This is a genomic window from Caulobacter sp. GW821-FHT10A06 (genome assembly GCF_059415805.1).
Genome location: NZ_JBWKNY010000008.1, coordinates 279,341 through 300,257, shown reverse-complemented (window position 1 = coordinate 300,257; position 20,917 = coordinate 279,341). Strand labels below are relative to the sequence as shown.

General features: G+C 68.3%; 16 protein-coding genes and 1 tRNA gene. 9 read left to right on the top strand and 8 right to left on the bottom strand.

Annotated elements, in window-relative coordinates; translation table 11 throughout:
- The first annotated feature begins 41 nt into the window (after window positions 1–41).
- Complete coding sequence (locus tag AC07NF_RS24070; RefSeq protein ID WP_494633238.1) at window positions 42–3,473, top strand: indolepyruvate ferredoxin oxidoreductase family protein; 3,432 nt, start codon at window positions 42–44, stop codon at window positions 3,471–3,473.
- A gap of 14 nt (window positions 3,474–3,487) precedes the next feature.
- Here the strand turns inward: AC07NF_RS24070 and AC07NF_RS24065 are convergent, their stop codons facing one another.
- Window positions 3,488–4,846 (bottom strand): APC family permease, encoded by a 1,359-nt coding sequence (locus AC07NF_RS24065; RefSeq protein WP_494633237.1) that lies wholly within the window; start codon window positions 4,844–4,846, stop codon window positions 3,488–3,490.
- A 49-nt stretch (window positions 4,847–4,895) separates the two neighbouring features.
- On the opposite strand from AC07NF_RS24065, the gene AC07NF_RS24060 reads away from it, so the two are divergent.
- The 6 genes from AC07NF_RS24060 (at window position 4,896) to AC07NF_RS24035 (ending at window position 11,549) form a co-directional block, all read left to right on the top strand.
- The gene (locus AC07NF_RS24060; protein ID WP_454717754.1) at window positions 4,896–5,180 is read left to right on the top strand and encodes a hypothetical protein; all 285 of its coding nucleotides are present in this window, start codon (window positions 4,896–4,898) and stop codon (window positions 5,178–5,180) included.
- Window positions 5,181–5,214: 34 nt separating this feature from the next.
- Window positions 5,215–6,333, top strand: a complete 1,119-nt coding sequence (locus tag AC07NF_RS24055) for an NAD(P)/FAD-dependent oxidoreductase (protein WP_494633236.1) — start codon at window positions 5,215–5,217, stop codon at window positions 6,331–6,333.
- Between the two features lie 89 nt (window positions 6,334–6,422).
- A complete protein-coding gene (locus AC07NF_RS24050) occupies window positions 6,423–9,638 on the top strand; it encodes a S41 family peptidase (protein ID WP_494633235.1) in 3,216 nt (1,071 codons plus the stop codon).
- Between the two features lie 198 nt (window positions 9,639–9,836).
- Window positions 9,837–10,889, top strand: a complete 1,053-nt coding sequence (locus tag AC07NF_RS24045; protein WP_494633234.1) for a glycosyltransferase — start codon at window positions 9,837–9,839, stop codon at window positions 10,887–10,889.
- A gap of 44 nt (window positions 10,890–10,933) precedes the next feature.
- A tRNA-Met gene (locus AC07NF_RS24040) sits at window positions 10,934–11,010 on the top strand.
- 68 nt (window positions 11,011–11,078) lie between these two features.
- The gene (locus tag AC07NF_RS24035; protein WP_494633233.1) at window positions 11,079–11,549 is read left to right on the top strand and encodes a hypothetical protein; all 471 of its coding nucleotides are present in this window, start codon (window positions 11,079–11,081) and stop codon (window positions 11,547–11,549) included.
- On the opposite strand, the gene AC07NF_RS24030 is transcribed toward AC07NF_RS24035, so the two are convergent.
- The 4 genes from AC07NF_RS24030 to AC07NF_RS24015 form a co-directional block, all read right to left on the bottom strand.
- On the bottom strand, window positions 11,482–12,498 hold the full coding sequence (locus AC07NF_RS24030) for a glycerophosphodiester phosphodiesterase family protein (RefSeq protein ID WP_494633232.1): 1,017 nt from the start codon (window positions 12,496–12,498) through the stop codon (window positions 11,482–11,484). The genes AC07NF_RS24035 and AC07NF_RS24030 overlap by 68 nt on opposite strands.
- A gap of 140 nt (window positions 12,499–12,638) precedes the next feature.
- Window positions 12,639–14,024, bottom strand: coding sequence for a glycoside hydrolase family 47 protein (locus AC07NF_RS24025; RefSeq protein ID WP_494633231.1), 1,386 nt, complete (start codon window positions 14,022–14,024; stop codon window positions 12,639–12,641).
- 187 nt (window positions 14,025–14,211) lie between these two features.
- Window positions 14,212–15,609, bottom strand: a complete 1,398-nt coding sequence (locus AC07NF_RS24020; RefSeq protein ID WP_494633230.1) for a sensor histidine kinase — start codon at window positions 15,607–15,609, stop codon at window positions 14,212–14,214.
- 111 nt (window positions 15,610–15,720) lie between these two features.
- Window positions 15,721–16,179, bottom strand: coding sequence for an Lrp/AsnC family transcriptional regulator (locus AC07NF_RS24015; protein WP_492813455.1), 459 nt, complete (start codon window positions 16,177–16,179; stop codon window positions 15,721–15,723).
- Window positions 16,180–16,286: 107 nt separating this feature from the next.
- Between AC07NF_RS24015 and AC07NF_RS24010 the strand changes: the two genes are divergently transcribed.
- Window positions 16,287–17,486 carry a methionine gamma-lyase gene (locus tag AC07NF_RS24010; protein ID WP_494633229.1) on the top strand — a complete coding sequence of 400 codons (1,200 nt, stop codon included), beginning with the start codon at window positions 16,287–16,289 and terminating at the stop codon, window positions 17,484–17,486.
- A gap of 147 nt (window positions 17,487–17,633) precedes the next feature.
- Here the strand turns inward: AC07NF_RS24010 and AC07NF_RS24005 are convergent, their stop codons facing one another.
- On the bottom strand, window positions 17,634–18,608 hold the full coding sequence (locus tag AC07NF_RS24005; RefSeq protein ID WP_492813452.1) for a glucokinase: 975 nt from the start codon (window positions 18,606–18,608) through the stop codon (window positions 17,634–17,636).
- Window positions 18,609–18,832: 224 nt separating this feature from the next.
- Between AC07NF_RS24005 and AC07NF_RS24000 the strand changes: the two genes are divergently transcribed.
- On the top strand, window positions 18,833–19,183 hold the full coding sequence (locus AC07NF_RS24000; RefSeq protein WP_492813450.1) for a PilZ domain-containing protein: 351 nt from the start codon (window positions 18,833–18,835) through the stop codon (window positions 19,181–19,183).
- Between the two features lie 101 nt (window positions 19,184–19,284).
- Here AC07NF_RS24000 and AC07NF_RS23995 read toward each other — a convergent pair whose 3' ends face one another.
- Complete coding sequence (locus AC07NF_RS23995; protein WP_291870668.1) at window positions 19,285–19,716, bottom strand: helix-turn-helix domain-containing protein; 432 nt, start codon at window positions 19,714–19,716, stop codon at window positions 19,285–19,287.
- 264 nt (window positions 19,717–19,980) lie between these two features.
- Complete coding sequence (locus AC07NF_RS23990) at window positions 19,981–20,790, bottom strand: acyl-homoserine-lactone synthase (RefSeq protein WP_494633228.1); 810 nt, start codon at window positions 20,788–20,790, stop codon at window positions 19,981–19,983.
- Window positions 20,791–20,917: the final 127 nt, after the last annotated feature.

Genomic DNA, 20,917 nt, shown 5'->3' with positions numbered 1-20,917 from the left:
TTGCGTAACGGGCGGGAAGACCCAGGAGGAAAATTTTTGCTATGCGGCACTCGGAAGTCACGCTCGACGACAAATATGTGCTCGAAGATGGTCGGGCATTCATCACCGGCGTGCAGGCTCTGCTCCGGGTTTTGCTCGATCGAAAGCGCCTGGATCGCCTCGCGGGGCTGAATACCGGCGGCTATCTGTCGGGCTATCGCGGCTCGCCGCTGGGCGGTCTCGACCAGCAGGCCGCGCGCATCAAGAAGCTGCTGACCGCGCATGACGTGGTCTTCCAGGAAGGCCTCAACGAGGACCTGGCCGCCACCGCCGTGTGGGGCAGCCAGCAGGCCAACCTCTTCCCCGGCGCGCTTTATGATGGCGTGTTCGGCATGTGGTACGGCAAGGCGCCCGGCGTCGACCGCACCGGCGACGTCTTCAAGCATGCCAATTTCGCCGGCGTCTTCCCGACCGGCGGCGTGCTGGCGGTGGCCGGCGACGACCACGGCTGCAAGAGTTCGACCCTGCCGTCGCAATCGGAATTCGCCTTCCAGGACTTCGAGATGCCGGTGCTGTCGCCGGCCGACGTCCAGGAGGTCCTCGACTACGGCCTGCTGGGCATTTCCATGTCGCGCTTCAGCGGCCTGTGGACCGGCATGATCGCCCTGGCCGACACCATGGATAGCGGCGTGACGATCGACGTCTCACTGGACCGCCACAAGGTGGTGATCCCCGACTTCGCCTTCCCCCCCGGCGGCCTGGGCATCCGCCTGAAGGACCAGCCGATGGAGAAGGAGCGGCGCATGCGGCTCCACAAGATCCCGGCGGCCCTGGCCTTCGCCCGCGCGAACAATATCGACCGCGTGGTGCTGGGCGCCTCGCACGTCCGCGTCGGCAAGGCCCGCCTGGGCATCGTCTGCCAAGGGCAAGCTTATAAGGACGTGCTGGAGGCCTTCACGGCCATGGGCATGACCCTGCAGGAAGCCGCCGACCTGGGTGTCTCCATCTATAAGGTCGGCATGCCGTGGCCGCTGGAGCCGCTGGGCCTGCGCGCCTTCGCCGCCGGCCTCGAGACCCTGATGGTTATCGAGCACAAGCGCGCCCTGATCGAACCGCAGGCTCGCGCCGCGCTTTATGACCTGCCGGCCCAAGCTCGCCCGCGCATCATCGGCAAGATCGACGAACGCGGCGCGCCGCTGCTGTCGGAGCTGGGCTCGCTGTCGGTCGCCGAAATCGCGCTGGCCATCTACGACCGCCTGCCGGACGGCCCGCACATGGAGCGGGCCCGCGCCTATCTGAACCGCGTCTCGGCCGCCGGCGTCGCCGCCGTCAGCCTGGCCGCCGACCAGGCCCGCAAGCCGTTCTTCTGCTCGGGCTGCCCGCACAATACGTCGACCAAGCTGCCGGACGGTTCGCGCGCCCTGGCCGGCATCGGCTGCCACTACATGGCCGGGTTCAACGACCCGATGACCGACCTCAACACCCACATGGGCGGCGAAGGCCTGACCTGGGTGGGCGCGGCGCCGTTCACCAGCGAAAAGCACGTCTTCCAGAACCTGGGCGACGGCACCTACAATCACTCCGGCTCGCTGGCGATCCGGGGCGCGGTCGCGGCCAAGACCAACATCACCTACAAGCTGCTCTATAATGACGCCGTCGCCATGACCGGCGGCCAGCGCGCCGAGAGCGGCTTCACCCCTGCCCAGATCACCCGCCAACTGGCGGCCGAGGGCGTGACCAAGACCGTCATCGTCGTCGACGAGCTGGAGCGCTACCAGGGCGTCACCGACCTGGCCCCCGGCGTCGAGATCTTCCCGCGCTCGGACCTGATGCGCGTGCAGGAGATGCTGCGCGACACGCCCGGGACCACGGTGCTGCTGTACGACCAGACCTGCGCGACCGAAAAGCGGCGCCGTCGCAAGCGCGGCAGCATGCCTAAGGCCACCAAGCGCGTCTTCATCAACCCGCTGGTCTGTGAAGGCTGCGGCGACTGCTCGGTGAAGTCCAACTGCGTCTCGGTCGAGCCGCTGGCCACCGAGTTTGGGCGCAAGCGCAAGATCAACCAGTCGTCCTGTAACCAGGACTACAGCTGCGTCGAAGGCTTCTGCCCGTCGTTCATCACGCTGGAGGGCGCGGAGAACGCCCAGTCCAAGAAGCTGCCGGCGGCCCTGACCGCCGAGTCGACGCCGCTGCCCGAGTTCGAGCCGCTGGTCGGCGTGCGCAAGATCCTGTTCACGGGCGTGGGCGGCACCGGCGTCACCACCGTGGCCTCGATCCTGGCCATGGCCGCCCACATCGACGGCCGCGCCGGCAGCGTCGTGGACATGACCGGCCTGGCCCAGAAGGGCGGCTCGGTGTTCAGCCACGTCAAGATCGGCGAGACCGAGGACAGCATCGTCGGCGGTCGCGTCGCCGCGGCTAGCACCGACGTGCTGATCGCCTGCGACCTCTTGGTGGCCGCCTCGCCGGAAGGCCTGTCGCTCTATGCCAAGGACCGCACGCGGGCCTTCGGCAACAGTGACTTCGCCCCGACGGCCGAGTTCGTCACCAGCCGCGACGTGCGTTTCGACAGCGGGGCCATGGCGCGCCGGATCAAGGGCGCGACCCAGACCTTCGACGCCTGTCCGGCCCAGCGCTTGGCGGAAACCGAGTTCGGCGACGCGATCTACGCCAACATGATCATGGTCGGTTTCGCCTGGCAGCGCGGCGTGATCCCGCTGTCCAGCCGCGCCCTCTATCGCGCCATCAAGCTGAACGGCGTCGACGCCGAGGCCAACCTGCAGGCCTTCGAGCTGGGCCGCCGGATCGCCCACGATCCGTCGGCGATCGCCGTGAAAGAGGACAAGGTCGCCACGCCCGAGGTCATGCCGCTGGACGAGCTGATCGCCCATCGCATCCGCGAGCTGACGGCCTATCAGAACGCCGCCTACGCCCAGCGCTACGCCGACAAGGTGGCCAAGGTCCGTACCGCCGAGGCCGCCATCGGCGGTGAAGCCCTGACCCGCGCGGCGGCGGTCAACCTCTACAAGCTGATGGCCTACAAGGACGAGTACGAGGTCGCCCGGCTCTATACCGACGGCCGGTTCGCGGCCGAGCTGGCCGGGACCTTCAAGGGCGGCAAGACCAAGGTCTGGCTCTCGCCGCCGCTGCTGGCCCCCAAGGGGCCGGACGGCAAGCCCAAGAAGATCGCCTTCGGCGGCTGGATGCTCGACGTCGCCTTCCCGATGATGGCCAAGATGAAAGGCCTGCGCGGCGGGACCTTCGACATCTTCGGCCACACCGAGGAGCGCAAGATGGAGCGCGGCCTGATGGCTTCGTACGAGGTCACCCTGGACCGCCTGGCCGCCGGCCTCTCGACCGAGAGCCTGCCCTTGGCCGTCAAGATCGCCGAGATCCCGCAGCAGATTCGCGGCTACGGCCACGTGAAGGACGCCTCGGTGGTCACCGCCAAGGCGGCCGAGGCCAAGTTGTGGGAACAGTGGGGCGTGAGCTGATCTAGCCCGAGACCTTAACCCGGTGTCCGGCGCGCCGCGTGCGCGTCGGACGAACTCCGGTGCATGATCGCATAGAGCACCAGCGTCACGGCGATCAGCCCGCCCGCCGTCAGCGGCGCGGCCAGGTCGCCCGTGGCGACACGCACGGCGATCAGGCCCACGCACACCACGGCGCCCAGGATCGGGACCACGGCCGGCGGCTCGAACGCGCCGCGCGGCTCGCCGGGGCGTTTGCGCAGGACCAGCAGGGCGATGTTGACCACGCTGAACACGGCCAGCAGCAGCAGGGCCGTGGCCTCGCCCAGCTGGGTGACATTGCCCATCAGCACCAGGGCCGCGACGATGGCCAGCAGCACGCCGATCGCCACGTGCGGGGTGCGCCGCTTGGCGTGGACCTTGGACAGCGGACCGGGCAGGCGGCCGTCTCGGGCCATGCCGTACAGCAGGCGCGAGGCGGTGACGTAGTTCACGAGCGCGCTGTTGGCGACGGCGAAGACGGTGATGATCACGAAGGTCCAGCCCGGCAGCCACGGCGCGGCCTTGTCCATCACCGCCGCCAGCGGGGCCTTGGCCTCGGCCAGGTCGCGCCAGGGGATGGCCGAGACGGCGGTGATCGCCACCCCGACATAGAGCAGCGCGGTCAGGCCCATGGCCACGATGATGCCGACCGGCAGGGTGCGGCGCGGGTCCTTGACCTCCTCGCCGACATTGATGGTGTCCTCGAAACCGACAAAGGCGAAGAAGGTCAGGGCCGCGCCCTGCACGATCAGCAGCGGCACGAGGCCGGTCGCCGCGCCGTTGGTGGGGGCGGGGATGTCGAACAGGTCGGCCGCGCCCCAGAACCGCGCGCCGACCAGGATCACCAGCAACAGGCCGCCGGCCTCGATGAAGGTGCAGACCAGGTTGGCCCAGATCGACTCGCGGATGCCCCGGAACACGATGCCGGCCATCAGCAGCACATAGGCCAAAGCGATGACCACGGGCGGGACGGCTGCCAGCGCCTTGAAGGTCGAGAGGTTCTCGCCGATCACCCAGGCCCCGGCGGCGATCGAGGTCAGGCCCGAACAGGCCGTCGCCAGGCCGATGACGTGGGTCAGCAGGCCCTTGCGGAACGCCCGCTGGGTGACATAGGCCGCCCCGCCCGCCTTGGGATAACGCGAAGCCAGGGACGCATAGGACAGACCCGTCAGCAACGCCGCGACCAGCGCCACCAGGAACGAGGCCCAGACCGCGGACCCCACCTGTCCGGCCGCCTTGCCGATCAGCCCGTAGATCCCCGCGCCCATCATGCTGCCGGCCGCGTACAGCGTCAGCTGTAGGGGACCGATAGCGCGGAGGAGCTCTTCCTTCTCAGGGGCGGCGGGCTTGGTCATGAGAAGCCAACGCGCTGGCGCGGTCGGTGGTTCGTGCTAGGTTTCGGGCATGAACAAGCCTGCGAACCCCGTGACCGTCACGCTGAGCCCCGAGGACGCCGCCGACCTGCAGGCGCGGGTCGAGCGCGGCGAGTTCGCCTCGCTGGACGAGGGCGTGGCGGCGGAACTGGCCGAGCTGAACTATCGCCGCGCGGCGGAGATCGTCGGTGGTTCGGAAGAACTGGAAGCGCTGCTGGACGTCCTGGAAGCCGATGTTGTCGATCCTGACGACAGCGACAGCCTACCGTCCCTGTCCGAGATGCTGGCCGACCTGAAGGCTGGAATGAAGTCGTGATCACCGGTTTGATCGCGCGTTCGGCGACGCTGAAATGACCACTGAATTCGATTTTGACGCTGTCGTCGTCGGCGCAGGCGCTGTCGGCCTCGCCTGTGGCTACGCCCTTGCCAAGCGCGGCCTGGTCGTCGCGGTGCTGGAAGAGCAGACCCACATCGGCCAGGGCGTGTCGTCGCGCAATTCCGAGGTCATTCACGGCGGGCTCTACTATCCGACCGGGTCGCTGAAGGCCAAGCTGTGCGTGCAGGGGCGGCGCTTGCTGTACGCATTCCTGGATACCCACGGCATCGCCTACAAGCGCTGCGGCAAGCTGGTGGTGGCCACCTCCGACGACGAGATCCCACGCCTGGACGCCATCTGGGACCAGGCCCTGGCCAATGACGTCGAGGGCATGGAGAAGCTGACCGGCGCGCAAGCCCGCGCGATGGAGCCCGGCCTCAACGCCCATGCGGCCCTGCTGTCGCCCGAGAGCGGCGTCTTCGCCAGCCACGACTACATGCTGGCCCTGCACGGCGAGATCGAGGCGGCCGGCGGGGCGGTGGTGCTGGGCACGCCGTTCGAGGGGGCCGAGGTCTTCAAGGGCGGCGGTTTCAAGGTTCGGGCCGGCGGCGCCGATCCGACCAGCCTGACCTGCCGGCTGCTGGTCACCGCGCCGGGCCTGTCGTCGCAGGACGTCGCCGGGCGCATCGAGGGCTATCCCGCCGACCACATCCCCAAGGCCCACTACGGCAAGGGCGTCTATTTCCGCCTGGCCGGCAAGGCGCCGTTCCAGCGGCTGATCTATCCGCCGCCGATCCACGGGGCGCTGGGCACCCACTACCGCAACGACCTGGGCGGCCAGGCGGTGTTCGGGCCGGACCTGGAATATGTGCCGGCGCCGGACTATTCGGTCGACCCGGCCCGCGCCGAAGCCTTCGCCGCCTATATCCGCAAGTTCTGGCCGGGCCTGCCCGACGACAAGCTGGTCCCGGACTATGCCGGCGTGCGGCCCAAGCTGCATGGCCCCGACGAGCCCCAGCCCGACTTCCAGCTGCGCGGCGTCGAGGATCACGGCTTCGAAGGCCTGATGGCGCTGTTCGGCATCGAGAGCCCCGGCCTGACCAGCAGCCTGGCCATCGGCGAAGAAGTCGCGGACCGCCTGCTGGGCGCATGACAAATCGTTCATGCAGCTGAGCCCTTGGCCACGCCTCCGCGCGTGCTAGCAATTCCGACTTCGGAGTTTCTAGGGCGAGGGGCGTCCCCATGGGTCTCAAACTGAAAGCGCTGCTGGGCGCTGTGTCGGCGCTCGCATTGAGCGCCTCTTCCGCCATGGCCGCCGACGCCCTGCCGTCGTTCGCCGAGCCGGCGCTCTCGCCCGATGGGAGTGAGATCGCCTTCGCCTCGGGGGGCGACCTGTGGACCGTGCCCGCCGCCGGCGGCCAGGCGCGCCTGCTGGTCACCGACGAGGCCACCGAGTCCCGGCCGCTGTATTCGCCCGACGGCAAGTCGCTGGCCTTCGTCTCGACGCGGTCGGGCGTGCCCAACATCTATGTGCTGACCCTGGCCACCGGCGAGCTGCGCCGCCTGACCTTCGGCGACAGCGCCGAGGCGCTGGACGGCTGGTCGCGGGACGGGAAGTGGATCTACTTTACCTCGGGCGTCAACGACGTGGCGCGGCTGGGCGATGTCTACCGCGTGGCCGCGACCGGCGGCACGCCCCTGGAAGTCAGCCGCGAGCGCTACCTCAACGAATTCCAGAGCGCGCCGTCGCCGGACGGCCGTTCGGTCGCCCTGGCGGCCAAGGGCATGTCCAGCGCCCAGTTCTGGCGCAACGGCCACTCGCACATCGACGAGAGCGAGCTGTGGCTCAAGACCATCGACGGCGCGGGCTATCAGAAGCTTCTCCCGGCCGGATCCAAGCACAACTGGCCGATGTGGAGCCCGGACGGCAAGGCGCTCTGGTACATGAGCGACGAGAGCGGGACCGAGAACCTGTGGCGCCTGCCCCTCGGCGGGACCCCGCAGCAGGTGACCCGCTTCACCGACGGCCGCCTGCTGTTCCCGACCATCGGCTATGACGGCAAGACGATCGTCTTCGAGCGCGACTTCGCCGTCTGGCGGCTGGATACGGCCACCGGTCAGGCGAGCAAGGTCGCGATCGCCCTGCGCGGCGCGCCCGCTGTCGCCGGCGAGACCCACAAGAACGAGACCAGCTTCGACAGCCTGGCCCTGTCGCCCGACGGCAAGAAGGCCGCGATCATCGCTCATGGCGAGGTCTTCGCGGTGTCGACCAAGGACGGCGGCGCGGCCCAGCGCGTGACCCGCACCCCGATCCTGGAGCGCGACCCGACCTGGTCGCCCGACAGCAAGCGCCTGGTCTATGTCTCCGAACGCGACCGGGCGGCCAACATCTATGCCTGGGACTTCGCGACCAGCCAGGAGACGGCCCTGACGACCGGTGCGGCCCGCAACACCGTCCCGACCTGGTCGCCGGACGGCAAGGGTCTGGCCTATGTGCGCGACGGCAAGGAGGTCCGGGTGATGACCTTCGACCCGGCCGGCAAGGTCGCCACCGACCGCGTGCTGTTCCAGGGACCGCTGGGCGGCTTCGACGACACCCCGCTGACCTGGTCGCCCGACGGCCGCTGGATCGCCTTCACCGTCTCCGACCGCAAGGCGTTCGACAACGTCAATGTCGTGTCGCTGGACGGCGGGGCGGCGCGGCCGGTGACCTTCCTGGCCAACGGCAATGTCGGCAAGGTCGCCTGGTCGCCCGACGGCAAGTACCTGCTGGTCGACATGGGCCAGCGCAGCGAGGACGCCAAGATCCTGCGCGTCGACCTGCTGCCCAACGTGCCGAAGTTCAAGGAGGACGCCTTCCGCGACCTCTTCAAGCCCGCCGACGCACCCGACAAGCCGGCCGAGCCCAAGGCCGAACCGGCCAAGACCGATGCGCCCGCTAAGCCCGTCACCGACGCCAAGCCTGCCGCGCCGAAGAAGAAGGTCGAGCCGACCCGGATCGTGTTCGAGGGCATCCGCGAACGCGCCGCGTACCTGCCGCTGGGCATGGATGTCGGCGACCCGCTGATCAGCCCCGACGGCAAGACCCTGGTCTTCCGCGCCCGCCAGGCCGGCCAGAGCAACTTCTACACCTATAATCTGGACGAGCTGGCCAAGGAGCCGCCGGTCCCGGTGCAGCTGACCTCGACCCGCAAGCCCAAGGGCGACATCGCTTTCTCGCCCGACAGCAAGGAGGTCTGGTTCCTGGAGGGCGGCGCGATCGTCTCGACCCCGGTCGACACGCCCAAGCCCAAGCCCCTGGCGGCCAATGCCGAGCTGGACGTCGACTTCGACGTCGAGAAGACCGTGGTGTTCGAACAGGCCTGGGGCGTGCTGAACCGCGGCTTCTATGATCCCAAGTTCCACGGCGCGAATTGGGAGGCCCTACGTCAAAAGTGGGCGCCTTACATCGCCGGGTCGCGGACGGGCGACGAGCTGCGGCGCAACATCAACCTGATGATCGGCGAGCTGAACGCCTCGCACTCGGGCATCAACAAGGCCGCCGATCCGGCCGCCCCGGTGGTGCGCGCCGCCAACCTCGGCCTGCGTTTCGACCGCGAGGCCTATGAGGCCGGCAAGGGTCTTGTCGTCAGCGAGGTGATCGCGCTCGGACCGGCAGCGCTGAAAGGCTCGATCCGGCCGGGCGAGGCCCTGCTGGCGGTCAATGGCGAGCAGCTGTCGGCCGGCGTCAATCTGGACAAGCTGCTGCGCGGCCAGGCCGGCAAGCGCACCGTGCTGACGGTGGCGGACACCGCCGGCAAGAGCCGCCGCGACGTGGTGGTGCGGCCGGTCTCGACCACGACGGCGACGGGCCTGCTCTATCGCCAGTGGGTCAATGACCGCCGCGCCTATGTCGACAAGGTCAGCGGCGGCCAGCTGGGTTATGTCCACATCGCCGACATGTCCGACGCCTCGCTGGCCCAGCTCTATATCGACCTGGACGCCCAGAACCAGGGCAAGCAGGGCGTGGTCATCGACGTGCGCAACAACAATGGCGGCTACGTCAACGGCCATGCGCTGGATGTGTTCGCGCGGCGCAACTACCTGATGATGACCGCCCGCGACCGCTTCCCGGTGCCCTCGCGTCAGAACCTGGGCCAACGGGCTCTGGGCCTGCCGACCGTGCTCGTCACCAACGAGTCGTCGCTGTCGGACGCCGAGGACTTCACCGAGGGCTACCGTTCGCTGGGCCTGGGCAAGGTGGTCGGCAAGCCGACCGCCGGCTGGATCATCTTCACCGGCGGCCGCCAGCTGATCGACGGCTCGACCGTGCGCCTGCCGTTCATCCGCATCGAGGACCTGCGCGGCCAGAACATGGAGCTGAACCCGCGTCCGGTGGACGTGGATGTCGATCGTTCGCTGGGCGAGGCGGGGGATGCGCAGCTGGATGTGGCGGTGAAGGTGTTGCTGGGGAAGTGATCCTCCCCCGCGATGCGGGGGAGGTGGCCCAGAGGGCCGGAGGGGGCCAGCTCGGCGGTCTTCCAGCTCGCCCCCTCAGTCGCTCCGCGACAGCTCCCCCGCATCGCGGGGGAGCATCTATCCGTCCCGCTCCCGCGTTGACACCACGCCCGGACCCCACGATGGTCCCGGCCCGTAAACGCCTCCCCGGAGCCTGCCTTGACCAACATCCTGCACGCCATGCTGGGCAAGGGCTTGGGCGGTCTGGAGCAGGTGTTCCTGGACTACCAGCCGATCCTGGAGACGTGGGCCGCCAGGCACGGCGGTCGCTGCACGGGCGTGGTCCGCAAGGGCGGGGCGGTGGCGCGGCGCGGGGCATCCCGCACGCCGGCCTTCGTCCCGATGGACGCCTTCACCGACTGGGACCCGCTGACCCTGGCCGCCGCCAAGGGCGTGGTGCGCGCGGCCGCGCCGGACCTGATCCTCAGCCACGGCCAGCGGCCGGCGCGAGTGTTCGGCAAGGTGGCTCCGGCTGGCGCGATCCAAGCGGTCTGCCTGCACAAGCCCTCGTTCGAGGTCGCGCCTGGTGTCCACTATCTGTGCGTGGGCCGGCACCTGGCGAAGCTGGCCGTGGAGCGCGGCGCGCCACAGGACCACGTCTGGTTCATCCCCAACTCGGTCAAGGCGCCCAGCGCCCAGGCCCAGCCCTTCTCGCGCGGCGAAGGGGCGACGGTGAAGATCGTCGCCGCCGGCCGTCTGCACGTGAAGAAGGGCTTCGACGTCCTGATCCGCGCGGTGGGCAAGCTGCGATCCTGGGACTTCGACGTCACCTGCGAGATCGCCGGCGAGGGCGACGAGCGCGCCGACCTCGAGGCCCTGATCAAGGAGCTGGACCTCGACCCGTGCGTGAAGCTGACCGGCTGGACCGACGACGTCGCCGGCTTCCTGGCCAAGGGCGACCTCTTCGCTTTTCCCTCGCACCAGGAGGGCTTCCCGCTGACCCTGCTGGAGGCGATGTCGGTCGGCCTGCCGGTGGTGGCCACCGAGATCGACGGCCCGGACGAGATCCTCAAGGACGGCGTCAACGGTCGCCTGGTCCCCGACGACGACCCCGATCGCCTGGGCGAGGCCCTGGGCGAACTGATCAGCGACCGCGAGACCGCCAAGCGCCTGGGCGCGGCCGCTCGCACGCTGGTGCTGGACGAATACGGCCCCGGCGAGCTGGCGCGACGTCTGGAAGCAGCCCTGGACGGAATGACATCCAAGGCTTGATGCGAAGCGGACTCGGAGGTATGACCCGCGTCCGTCCTGGCGATGGCTGGGTAGCTCAGATGGTTAGAGCGGTGGATTCATAACCCACAGGTCGGCGGTTCGATCCCGCCCCCCGCCACCAGGACGGACTACTTTCCTTTAGAATTCCACGACTTGGAACAGCGCCGCGGCGCTGGCCGTTGTCGCGTCATGGCGCGCGCACCCAAGGTCTTCACCTGGTCGGACGGCTTCCACCGCTACACCGTGGCGGCGACGTCGCGCGCCAAGGCGCTAGCGGCCTGGGAGACGGATCGAGATCTCTTCAAGGAAGGCGTCGCGCAGGAAGCGCCCGATGCGCCGGACGCCAAGGCGGCCTTGGCCGCGCCGGGCGCGGTGATCCGCCGGGCCGAGGGCGGGCTGCCGGCCGAGGTCGCCAAGCTGGCCAAGGCCAAGGCCAAGCCCAAGCCGAAGAAAGACGACAAGGCCGAGGCCGAGCGCAAACGGAAACTCGCCGAAGCCGAGGACGCCCTCGACTTCGCCGAGGCGCAGCAGCGCGACTCCGAAGCGGATCTGGAACGCCGCCGCCGCGACCTCGAGGCCGAGGCGACCGCGCTTAGCGAGACCTGGACGACGCGGCGATCAGGGCTGGAGCGGGCGATCGCGCGTCTGCGACCGCGATAGAGGTGGACGCCCGGCCGCGCAGGTCGCGGTCGTTCAGATAGTCGAGCAGCGCCGCCGGATAGTCGGTCTGGACGACATTGACGCCCTCTGCGATCAGGCCGCCCCAGGCCTTATCGGGATCGGTCAGGGCGTGGCTGTCGCCGGCCGTGTCTGGCACCCCTCTGACGCCCTTGCCGGCCAGGCTGTTGGTCCAGACCCGGACGTGGGCGGCGCGGGCGGCGTCGCGTACGGCGGCGAAGCCGTCCTTCTTCAGCGCGTCCAGCTCGACGGCCGGGATCGCCTGCGCGCCGGAAGCCTGGGCGGTGGTGATCGCGCCCAACTGGTCGGCGTGCCGAGCGCCCTTGCCGCCGACGATCGGCATGAAGGCCAGGTTCTTGTACAGCGGCTGGTCGGCGATCGGCGTGGCGCCCAGGTCGGCGCGAGCCTTGAACAACACCCAGTCGTCGGCGCCGACATCGTGCACCAGGCGGGCGACCTGGGCGGCCAGCTGGGCGTCGCCCTTGAGGTCGAGATTGACCAGGATGCGCCCGCGCGCCAGGCGCAGGAAGGCGCTCAGGGTGGGGGGCGAAGACGCGGTCTCGGCGCCGCCGACCTTAAGGCGCAGGTCCTGCAGCTCGCCCAGGGTCAGGTCGGCGACCTTGCCCTTGCCGGTGGTGGTGCGGTCGACCTTGGCGTCGTGCATCAGCACCAGAGCGCCGTCCTGGGTGCGGCGCACGTCGATCTCGACGACGTCGACGCCCAGGGCGATGCAGCGCTCCAGGGCGGCCAGGGAATTTTCGGGGACGGCGGTCGTCAGGCCGCGCGACGGGGCGGCGGCGTGGCAGGCGCGGTGGGCCACCACCATGACGCCACCGGACGGATCATAGAGGCGTTCGCGCAAGTCGGCGGCATGGGCCGCTCCCGACAGAGCCGCCAGCGCTAACGCGATCGAGTACGCGGGAAGTCGCATGATCCAGTTCCCCCGAGCCGAGTGCTGCATCGCTGATTCACGCAACAGGCGTGCGGCAGTTCGGACTCAATGGGATGACGTCGCCGGCCGGTGCGCGCCCCACGCTTTGAGGTGCGACAATTTGTCTGGCGCTTGCGGCCCTAAACCTTTTTGAAACCCCGCAGCACATTGGCCTCGGTGCTGAGCTGCAGCTTGGCGTAGTCGATGCGCGGCGTGTCGGAAAACAGCAGGTAGTAATATTTCATCTGCTCGGACCACCAGTAACCGGGGCAGTTGTCGCCCTGGGTCATCGGCTTGGTCGTGATGTCCTTCAGCGCCGTGTAGCCGTAAGGGGCGCGGCTGGTGGCCTTCATCTGGCGATAGTGGAGGGCGGCCAGGGCCCGATAGCGTTCGTCTCGGTCGATCAGCCACAGGTTCAGGCAGGCGTCGGGATATTCGGGGCGCAGGCCGGTGTGCTTGCGGCGCGGCTGGGCGGTCGTGACGTCGATCGACTCCGGGATGATCCCGAAGGTCGCCTGCATGTGGGTGAAGGTGGCCAGGTAGTCGTCGCCTTCTTTCTTGTGGCCGACCTGACCCAGCAGGCCGGCATAGTAGGCGGCCAGTTCGCTCTGGGCGGTCGAGGTCACCGCGCCGGTCTCGTAGTCCACCATCGGGAACCACAGGCGTCCGTCATAACGCTTGGCCTGGTGGGCCAGCTGGGCGGCCGTGCACTCCTGCGCCCAACGCTTGCAGTCGGTGTCGCCGAACAGTTCCCAGGCGTCCCACAGGTACTCGTAGAAACTGTCGGCATAGACGTCGATGCTGGCGTTGCGGCTGAGGTACTCGCCGGTGCGGGCGTCGATATTGGCGGCCATCAGGCCGATCTTCGAGCGGCGGTCCAGGGCGTGCTTCATTGCCCGCTTGGCGGCCTTGAAATAGCGGTCGTCACCGGTCAGCTGGCTCAGCACCCCGAACTCGGTGATGTAGGTGCCGATCTCGGCCAGGTTGGTCTCGGGATCGCGCACCGCGCCGGTCTTCAGGTTCACATAACGCCAGGGCAGGCCGTGCGGCGAGGCGTCGAAGGCCTTCATCAGGCGATCGGCCAGGTCCTTAGCCTTGGCCAGTAGCACGGGATCGCCGCAGGCCAGGTGCGCCGAGATCAGGCCGCCGACCAGGCGAATATTGGTCTCGAAGACCTGGGCCTCGCCGTCGACGTCGAACGACAGGCTGGTTTTCACCCAGTCGACCCCGGCCTGGAACTCGGCGTCCAGGCCCATGATCCACAGGGTGTCCAGCGCCTCGACCAGCGACAGGCCCAGGTCCTGGCCTTCGATGAAGAACGAGCGCGAGGTTCCGCTGACCGGATTGATCTCGTCCTTGCCCCACGCCTTGGCGACATAGCCTTGCCATGCCCACTGGAACTCGGACCGTACGTCGGCGGCCAGGGCCTTCCAGTCCTCCGAGCGCGCCAAGGCGAGGCCGGGCGAAAGGCCGGCGGCGGCGAGAGCGGTCAGGGCGGAGCGGCGCGTGAGTCGGGCGAGCGTCATGGCGCCAGCCTACCGGCGGTCGAGGATTTCAACGAGGGGAGGAAAGTGGTCGGCCGGGATTCACGACACCCCGGCCGACTAAAGGCGCTCCGGCTGGTGGGATGAGCCGAAGGATCTGCCTACCTAAGACGACACAACCGAGGGCGACCCGCCATGCGGTGGTCGACTAAGTTTCCCATTAGGGACCTTAAGTGGCCGGTAGTGTCGGGTTCCCGTCAGAGTTTTCCGGTGGCGCCTCGGGCAAACGCGCGTTGAGCGTGCAAAGCAGGCCTTCCGGGCGATAGTCCATCACCGCCGCACCCTTCAGTTCGCCGCGCAGGCTGCGCTCGATCAGGCGTGAGCCGAAGCCCTTGCGGGTGGGTTCGGAGACGGTCGGACCGTCGCTCTCGACCCAGCGGCCTTCCAGCATCCGGGTGGGTGGATCGTAGGTCCAGGACAGGTCCACGTGGCCGTCGGGATTGGACAGCGCGCCGTACTTCAGGGCGTTGGTGGCCAGCTCGTGCAGGATCAGCGCCATGGTCAGGGCGCCGCCTGGCTGCAGGCGCACCGGCGGACCCTGGATGCTGAACCGCGTGCCGGCCTCGTCGAACGGCCGCAGGGCCCGCTCGACCACCTCGTGCAGTTCGGCGCCGTGCCAGCTTTCCCGCGTGAGAATGTCATGCACCCGCGACAGGCCCATCAGGCGGGCCTCGAACTTCTCGAAGGCCACGATCGGGTCGGGCTCGTTGCGCAGGGTCTGGGCGGCCATCGACTGGACGGTGGCCAGGGTGTTCTTCACCCGGTGGTTCAACTCGTTGATCAAGAGGCGCAGCTGGCTCTGGTGCTGCTCCTGGGCGGTCTCGGCCTGCTTGCGGGCGCTGATGTCGGAGATGATCGCCAGGATGTAGGCCGGCTCGTCGTCGACCCGCACCATCGAGGCGGTCAGGTGGATCCAGAGATCGCCACCGGGAATCACGAACCGGCGCTCGGCCGCGCAGGTCTCGACCTCGCCCGCCAGCAGGGCTTCGCTGGACAGCAGGGTGCGATCGAGAAAGTCGGGGTGCACCAGGTTGGGCAGCGATACGCCCAGCAGGGCGTCACGGTCACGGCCCAGCAGGGCGCAGAAGGCGTCGTTGGCCTCCAGGATCTCACCGGTCGGGGTCAGGCGGGCCACGCCCATGGCGGCCTGATCGAAGACAGCGCGATAGCGGGCTTCGGCGGCCTCCAGCTTCTGGCGGGCCTCGATATTGGCGGTGACCACCTCGGTGTAGAGCACCAGCCCGCCGATCTCGCCGCCATCATCGCGCCAGGGGGCCATCGACCAGCGGATCCACTGGGTGCGGCCGTCGCGGTCGATATAGGGGTCGCCTTCGTGACGCAGCTCGACGCCCTCGGTCAGCACGCGGGCATGCAGGTCGCGCCACTTCTGCGGCACCTCGGGAAAGGCGTCGTAGTGCCGGCGGCCGATCAGCGGCATGTCGGCGGGCAGGCGCTGGTCGGTCAGGTACTGCCGCGAGGCGGCCAGGTAACGCATCTGGCTGTCAAAGATGGCGATGCCCAACGGCGCATGCTTCAGCGCCGTGGTGACGCTGGGGGAAGCAGCCATGGGTGATGCAGATTGGGGCGGCGCTTCGTCGATCATCGGTACGCTTCTAGCGGGCGAGACGGTCAGGCTTCGATTGAATTTCGCGTGAGCGATACTCGGGTGACGTCACGGTCAACCCGCGACCGGAAAGACGCGGGTCTGCTTGACGACGCCATAGGCAAAACTGGTGTCGATCGAGGCGATGCCGGGGATGGCATGAAGCCTGCGCCGCATGAAATCCTCGTAGCCCTCGAGGCTGTCGACGATAACACGCAGCAGGTAGTCATCGCTCCCGGCCAGCAGAAAGCAGTCCAGGATCTGGTCGATGCGCGCCACCGCCGCCTCGAAGCCGGTGATCAGGTCCTGGCTGGGGCTGTTCAGGCGCACCCGCACGAAGACCGTGATCGGCAGGCCATAGGCCTTCTGGTCGACCAGGGCGGTGTAGCCGGTGATCACCCCCTCGGCCTCCAGGATGCGCACCCGGCGCAGGCAGGGGGAGGGCGACAGGTTCACCCGCTCGGCCAACTCCTGGTTGGTCAGGCGGCCGTCCTTCTGCAGCTCGCGGATGATCTGGCGGTCTTTAGCGTCCACGGAAGCTCCTTGAGCAGGATCTGCCAATATGAGCGCTCTATGTAGCAGACTTCGCAATCTACCACGTCCGGGCCTGCGCCACTGTCATCTCAAATAGGGAGTGACACATGCGTAGCGACAACGGCGGCTTCTCCACCCGGGCGATTCACGCGGGCTACGACCCGGCCGACGAGCACGGGGCGCTGACGCCGCCGGTGCACCTGACCTCGACCTTCGCCTTCGAGAGCGCCGAGGCCGGCGGCGAGATGTTCGCCGGGCAGCGGGCGGGGCACTTCTATTCGCGGATCTCCAACCCGACGACCGACCTCCTGGAGCGCCGCCTGGCCAGCCTGGAGGGCGCGGAAGCCGCGGTCGCCACCGCCTCGGGCATGGGCGCGATCACCGCGGTGCTGTGGAGCTTCCTGCAGGCCGGGGACGAGGTGATTACCGACCAGACCCTGTACGGCTGCACCTTCGCCTTCCTGCGCGATGGTCTGAGCCGGTTCGGCGTCACGGTGCGGCAGGTGGACATGACCCGGCCCGAGCTGCTGGCCGAGGTCATCTCCGACAAGACCCGGATCGTCTATTTCGAGACCCCGGCCAATCCGAACATGCGCCTGGCGGACATCGCCGCGATCAGCGCGATCGCCCACGACGCCGGCGCCAAGGTGGTGGTCGACAACACCTACGCCACGCCGGTGCTGACCCGGCCGATCACCCTGGGCGCGGACATGGTGGTGCACTCGGCGACCAAGTATCTGGGCGGCCATGGCGACCTGGTGGGCGGTATCGCCGTCGGCGGAGTCGAGGACATGGCCCGCGTGCGCCTCGTCGGCGTCAAGGACATGACCGGCGCGGTGATGTCGCCGTTCACGGCCTTCCTGGTGCTGCGGGGGCTGAAGACCCTGTCGCTGCGCATGGCGCGTCATGGCCAGAACGGTGAGGCGGTGGCGCGTTGGCTGGAGGCTCATCCGGCCGTCGAGCGGGTCTATTATCCGGGCCTGGACGGCTTCCCGCAGCGCGAGCTTGCGGCTCGGCAGATGGCTGGCGGCGGCGGCATGATCGCCTTCGAGCTGAAGGGCGGCCACGCGGCGGGCGTGGCGATGATGAATCGCCTGACGATGATCCGCCGGGCCGTGTCGCTGGGCGATGCGGAGACGCTGATCCAGCATCCGGCCAGCATGACCCACTCGACCTATGCGCCGGAGGAACGGGCGGCGGCGGGGATCGGCGAGGGGCTGGTGCGGCTGTCGGTGGGGCTGGAGGAGGTGGAGGATATTCTGGGGGATCTGAAGGGGGCGATGGAGCGGGTGGCGGAGTTGGCTTGAGATCATAGATCCTCCCCCTAACGGGGGAGGTGGCGCGAAGCGCCGGAGGGGTAGTTGTCCTGGCCCGGCCTCTTCCCCCTCCGTCGCCCTACGGCGACACCTCCCCCGCTAGGGGGAGGATCTTTGGCGCTCTGCCCCCAGGCAGCCTCAGCAATCCAGGAACTTCACCTCTTCCGCCGAGTACTTCATGTCACTCGCGCTAAACAGCCCCGACAGCCCCAGCAGGGTGCACCGGCCGACCGTCAGATAAACCGGCACCCCCTCCAGGTACGCGCTCATCCGGCCCTTGTCGGAGAACCGCCGGGCAAACGCCGCGTGGTCCAGCAGGCCGTCGATCCGCTCCATCAGGGGGCTGTTGATATAGACCCCGCCGCGGGCGGCGAACATCAGGGCCGCGTCGCCGGCGAAGGCGCCGAGCAGGGCGCTGAAGATCGACACCGCCTCGCGGGCCCGCGCATCGCCGTCACGGACGCGGGACAGGATCACGTCGTCGCTGTCGCCCTCGCCGCCCAGCGCCAGGTGGATATCGACCAGGCCCTGCTGCGACAGGAAATGCTCGGCCGAGACCCGGCCGTACTTGATCTGCAGGGCCGAGAACACCGGGACCTCGCGGGTCTCGCCCGGGGTGAAGTCGATGTGGCCGCCTTCGCTGACCACCGGCACCCAGCCGTCGTTGCGATGCGGCGACAGGCCGGCAACACCGAGGCCGAGGTTGGGACCAATCACCGCGATCGGGGCGCTCTTGGCCGGCTTGCCGTCGTGGATCACGGTCATGGCCGAGGGCGCCAGACGTGGCGCGCCCAGGGCGCAGGCGGCGAAGTCGTTCAGCAGGGCGACGCGCGGGGTCTTCAGCACCGCCCGCAGCCACGACTGGGTGACGGTGAAGTCGCCGGCGGTGAGGTCTATGGCGCCGTCGATCTCGGGACCCGCGCCGCAGATCGCCGCCCCGATCAGTTCGCCATGGCCGCCCTCGGTCAGCATCCTGGTCAGATGCTGTTCCAGCTCACGCAGCGAGGCGCAGGCCAGTTCCTGATGATCGCGGGGCGGATCGCCGGGACGCACGACGGCTACCGCCAGGTCACGCCCGTTCACGTCGGCCAGTAAGACCGATCCCTTAGCCATGTCGTTTCCTCGCGTGGCCGGTTATTTTTGGTCCGGCTTCGGATGATCGTTGTTGTACCGGTAACATCGACCGGTAAACGGAAGCTATCACCGACGAACAACGTTATGACAAGGTTGTCACGACTGAAACAGGAAACCCGCTTCGGGTCCGGGGCGCGTTAACCTTCACTATAAAAATCTTAAATTTGCACGGGCGATTAACCGCGCCGTGCGTTTATCCCCCTATGGCGAAGTACGCGTCAGGCGTGGAGGATCGGCGGACAGCCGTCCGCATCCAAACTCAGAGATCCGGTAAGGTCCTGTGCGGCGCCTTCGCATGGGATTGCGTGATCCGCGACCTGTCGAGCAGCGGGGCGCGCGTGCAGATGTTGTCCAGCACCACGCCTCCGGGGCAGGTGCAACTGGTGGATCTGGCCGCGGGCCTGGCCCACGACGTCACCATCGCCTGGCAGCGCGACCGCGAGATCGGCATGCGGATCGTCCGCACCTATGACCTGCGAGGCCTGACGTCCGCTGCCGCGGGCACGGCCAAGCGCATCTGGCTGCACTCGCAGTCCGACGTCTCGACCGGCTAACCAGGATTCAGAAACGACAAAGACCCCGGCCCGCCGACCGAGGTCTTTGCTACTCGTTGTACTAACCGCGCCTGGGGCGCGGCGGCCGCGTGATGTCCTGCTCAGGCAGTCTCGCGAGAGGCTTCGTCGGCCATCGCGCGCACCAGGTCCAGGACCTGACGGCGGACGCGGCCTCGGCCGATACGCGGGAACACCTCGGCCAGCTCCAGACCTTCCGGTGTGGTCAGGAATTCCTGGACCACCTTCTCGGCGTGCTGGGTGGCGTCGTCGACTTCAGCGCCGCTCATCGGGTCAGCCAGGCCGTCGAAGAAGAACGACACCGGGACCTGCAAGGTCTTGGCGATCTCGTACAGCTTCGAAGCGCTGACGCGGTTGGCGCCGCGTTCGTACTTCTGCACCTGCTGGAAGGTCAGACCCAGGGAGTCCGCGAGCTGTTCCTGGCTGACGCCAAGCAGCTTGCGACGCATCCGGACCCGGCCACCGACGTGCAGGTCGACAGGGTTGGGGCGTCGGCCTTCGGTTTCTTCGCTCATAAGTTTTCCGCCTCCAACGGTTGTTCGGGGAAGATGACACGACCGTGACGTCGGTGGAAGCAAGCGAACCCAATGCGCGGCGACTTGTCGCTATGGTTCGGCTTCCTTCCCCGGAACGAGGAGGCTAGTCGCCCGTAAGGCGATTCGCCGCCAACCCATGCGCGACCTACTTTCGTCAGGCGAGTATCGCGGTCGGGAGGCGGCGAAGGTGTGGCCGATCCGCCTCGGAAGCGAACCGGCCAATGTGCTCAAAGGCTTATGTCGTCAGGCGTTGAGCATCCGGGCGCGGCCGTCCCAGATGCGGCGGGCCTGACCGGTGTTGTCGTGCAGCCGGAACAGGGTCTCGGCCGCCAGGGTCTCGTCGCGCTCCTGGCCGGCGGTCAGCTGCGGCGTCATGGCGCGGGTCACCTGGCGCTGCACCGCGGCCAGGTCGCCGAACGCCATCAGGTCCAGAGAGTCGATCTCGTAGCCGATCGGGGACTCGCGACCCATGGCTTCCAGCACGCGGTCCAGCAGCGGCTGGCTCACCGCGATCTCCGAGCCGGCGACGATGCCGTACTCGTAGGGACGCGGGATGCCGACCAGGCGGGTGTCGATCGGCGAGTTCAGGATGCCCGGATAAAGCTGCATGTCGATCATGCCGACGAAACGGGTCACGCCGTGGCGCAGGGCCAGCTCGAAGGCGGCGGCCCAGCACTCGAACACCCGCTCGCCGCGACCCGGACCCTTGCGTTTGCGATAGGCCTCGGTGGTGAACAGGCGCGAGGCTTCCCAGACGTCGAGGCCCTTCTTGGGGCTTTCGCCGGGCGCGATCAGGTGGGCGAACTTGTCGGCCAGCATGCAGCGGTCGTCGGTGGGCCGCAGGCGCAGGCCGACCTCCAGCTCCATGTCGTCGTTGAAGCCCAACAGGTAGATGGCGCGGTGGTCGTCATAGTCGTCGACCTCGCCGCCATCGAGCACGACCAGGTCGACCCAGCCGTTCTTCTCGACGCACTGGCGACGACGTTCCTCGTGCATGGCCCACAGCTGCGGACCGTACAGATGGCGGTTCTCGGAAGTGATGATGTGGATCATGGCCGGCCCCCAGCAGGCGGAATGGACGGCCTGGATTAAGGGACATGATCCGGGGAAAGCGCGATAGGCCAAACGGCCTATGGTCTTCTTCATTCCCCCGCGTGAAGCTTGCCACGGCGACGGTTGG

Excerpts from the sequence above, each read along its gene's own strand:
- AC07NF_RS24070 (WP_494633238.1), top strand. The coding sequence starts at position 42 with ATGCGGCACTCGGAAGTCACGCTCGACGACAAATATGTGCTCGAAGAT.
- AC07NF_RS24065 (WP_494633237.1), bottom strand. The coding sequence starts at position 4,846 with ATGACCAAGCCCGCCGCCCCTGAGAAGGAAGAGCTCCTCCGCGCTATC.
- AC07NF_RS24060 (WP_454717754.1), top strand. The coding sequence starts at position 4,896 with ATGAACAAGCCTGCGAACCCCGTGACCGTCACGCTGAGCCCCGAGGAC.
- AC07NF_RS24055 (WP_494633236.1), top strand. The coding sequence starts at position 5,215 with ATGACCACTGAATTCGATTTTGACGCTGTCGTCGTCGGCGCAGGCGCT.
- AC07NF_RS24050 (WP_494633235.1), top strand. The coding sequence starts at position 6,423 with ATGGGTCTCAAACTGAAAGCGCTGCTGGGCGCTGTGTCGGCGCTCGCA.
- AC07NF_RS24035 (WP_494633233.1), top strand. The coding sequence starts at position 11,079 with ATGGCGCGCGCACCCAAGGTCTTCACCTGGTCGGACGGCTTCCACCGC.
- AC07NF_RS24030 (WP_494633232.1), bottom strand. The coding sequence starts at position 12,498 with ATGCGACTTCCCGCGTACTCGATCGCGTTAGCGCTGGCGGCTCTGTCG.
- AC07NF_RS24025 (WP_494633231.1), bottom strand. The coding sequence starts at position 14,024 with ATGACGCTCGCCCGACTCACGCGCCGCTCCGCCCTGACCGCTCTCGCC.
- AC07NF_RS24020 (WP_494633230.1), bottom strand. The coding sequence starts at position 15,609 with ATGGCTGCTTCCCCCAGCGTCACCACGGCGCTGAAGCATGCGCCGTTG.
- AC07NF_RS24010 (WP_494633229.1), top strand. The coding sequence starts at position 16,287 with ATGCGTAGCGACAACGGCGGCTTCTCCACCCGGGCGATTCACGCGGGC.
- AC07NF_RS24005 (WP_492813452.1), bottom strand. The coding sequence starts at position 18,608 with ATGGCTAAGGGATCGGTCTTACTGGCCGACGTGAACGGGCGTGACCTG.
- AC07NF_RS24000 (WP_492813450.1), top strand. The coding sequence starts at position 18,833 with ATGGCGAAGTACGCGTCAGGCGTGGAGGATCGGCGGACAGCCGTCCGC.
- AC07NF_RS23995 (WP_291870668.1), bottom strand. The coding sequence starts at position 19,716 with ATGAGCGAAGAAACCGAAGGCCGACGCCCCAACCCTGTCGACCTGCAC.
- AC07NF_RS23990 (WP_494633228.1), bottom strand. The coding sequence starts at position 20,790 with ATGATCCACATCATCACTTCCGAGAACCGCCATCTGTACGGTCCGCAG.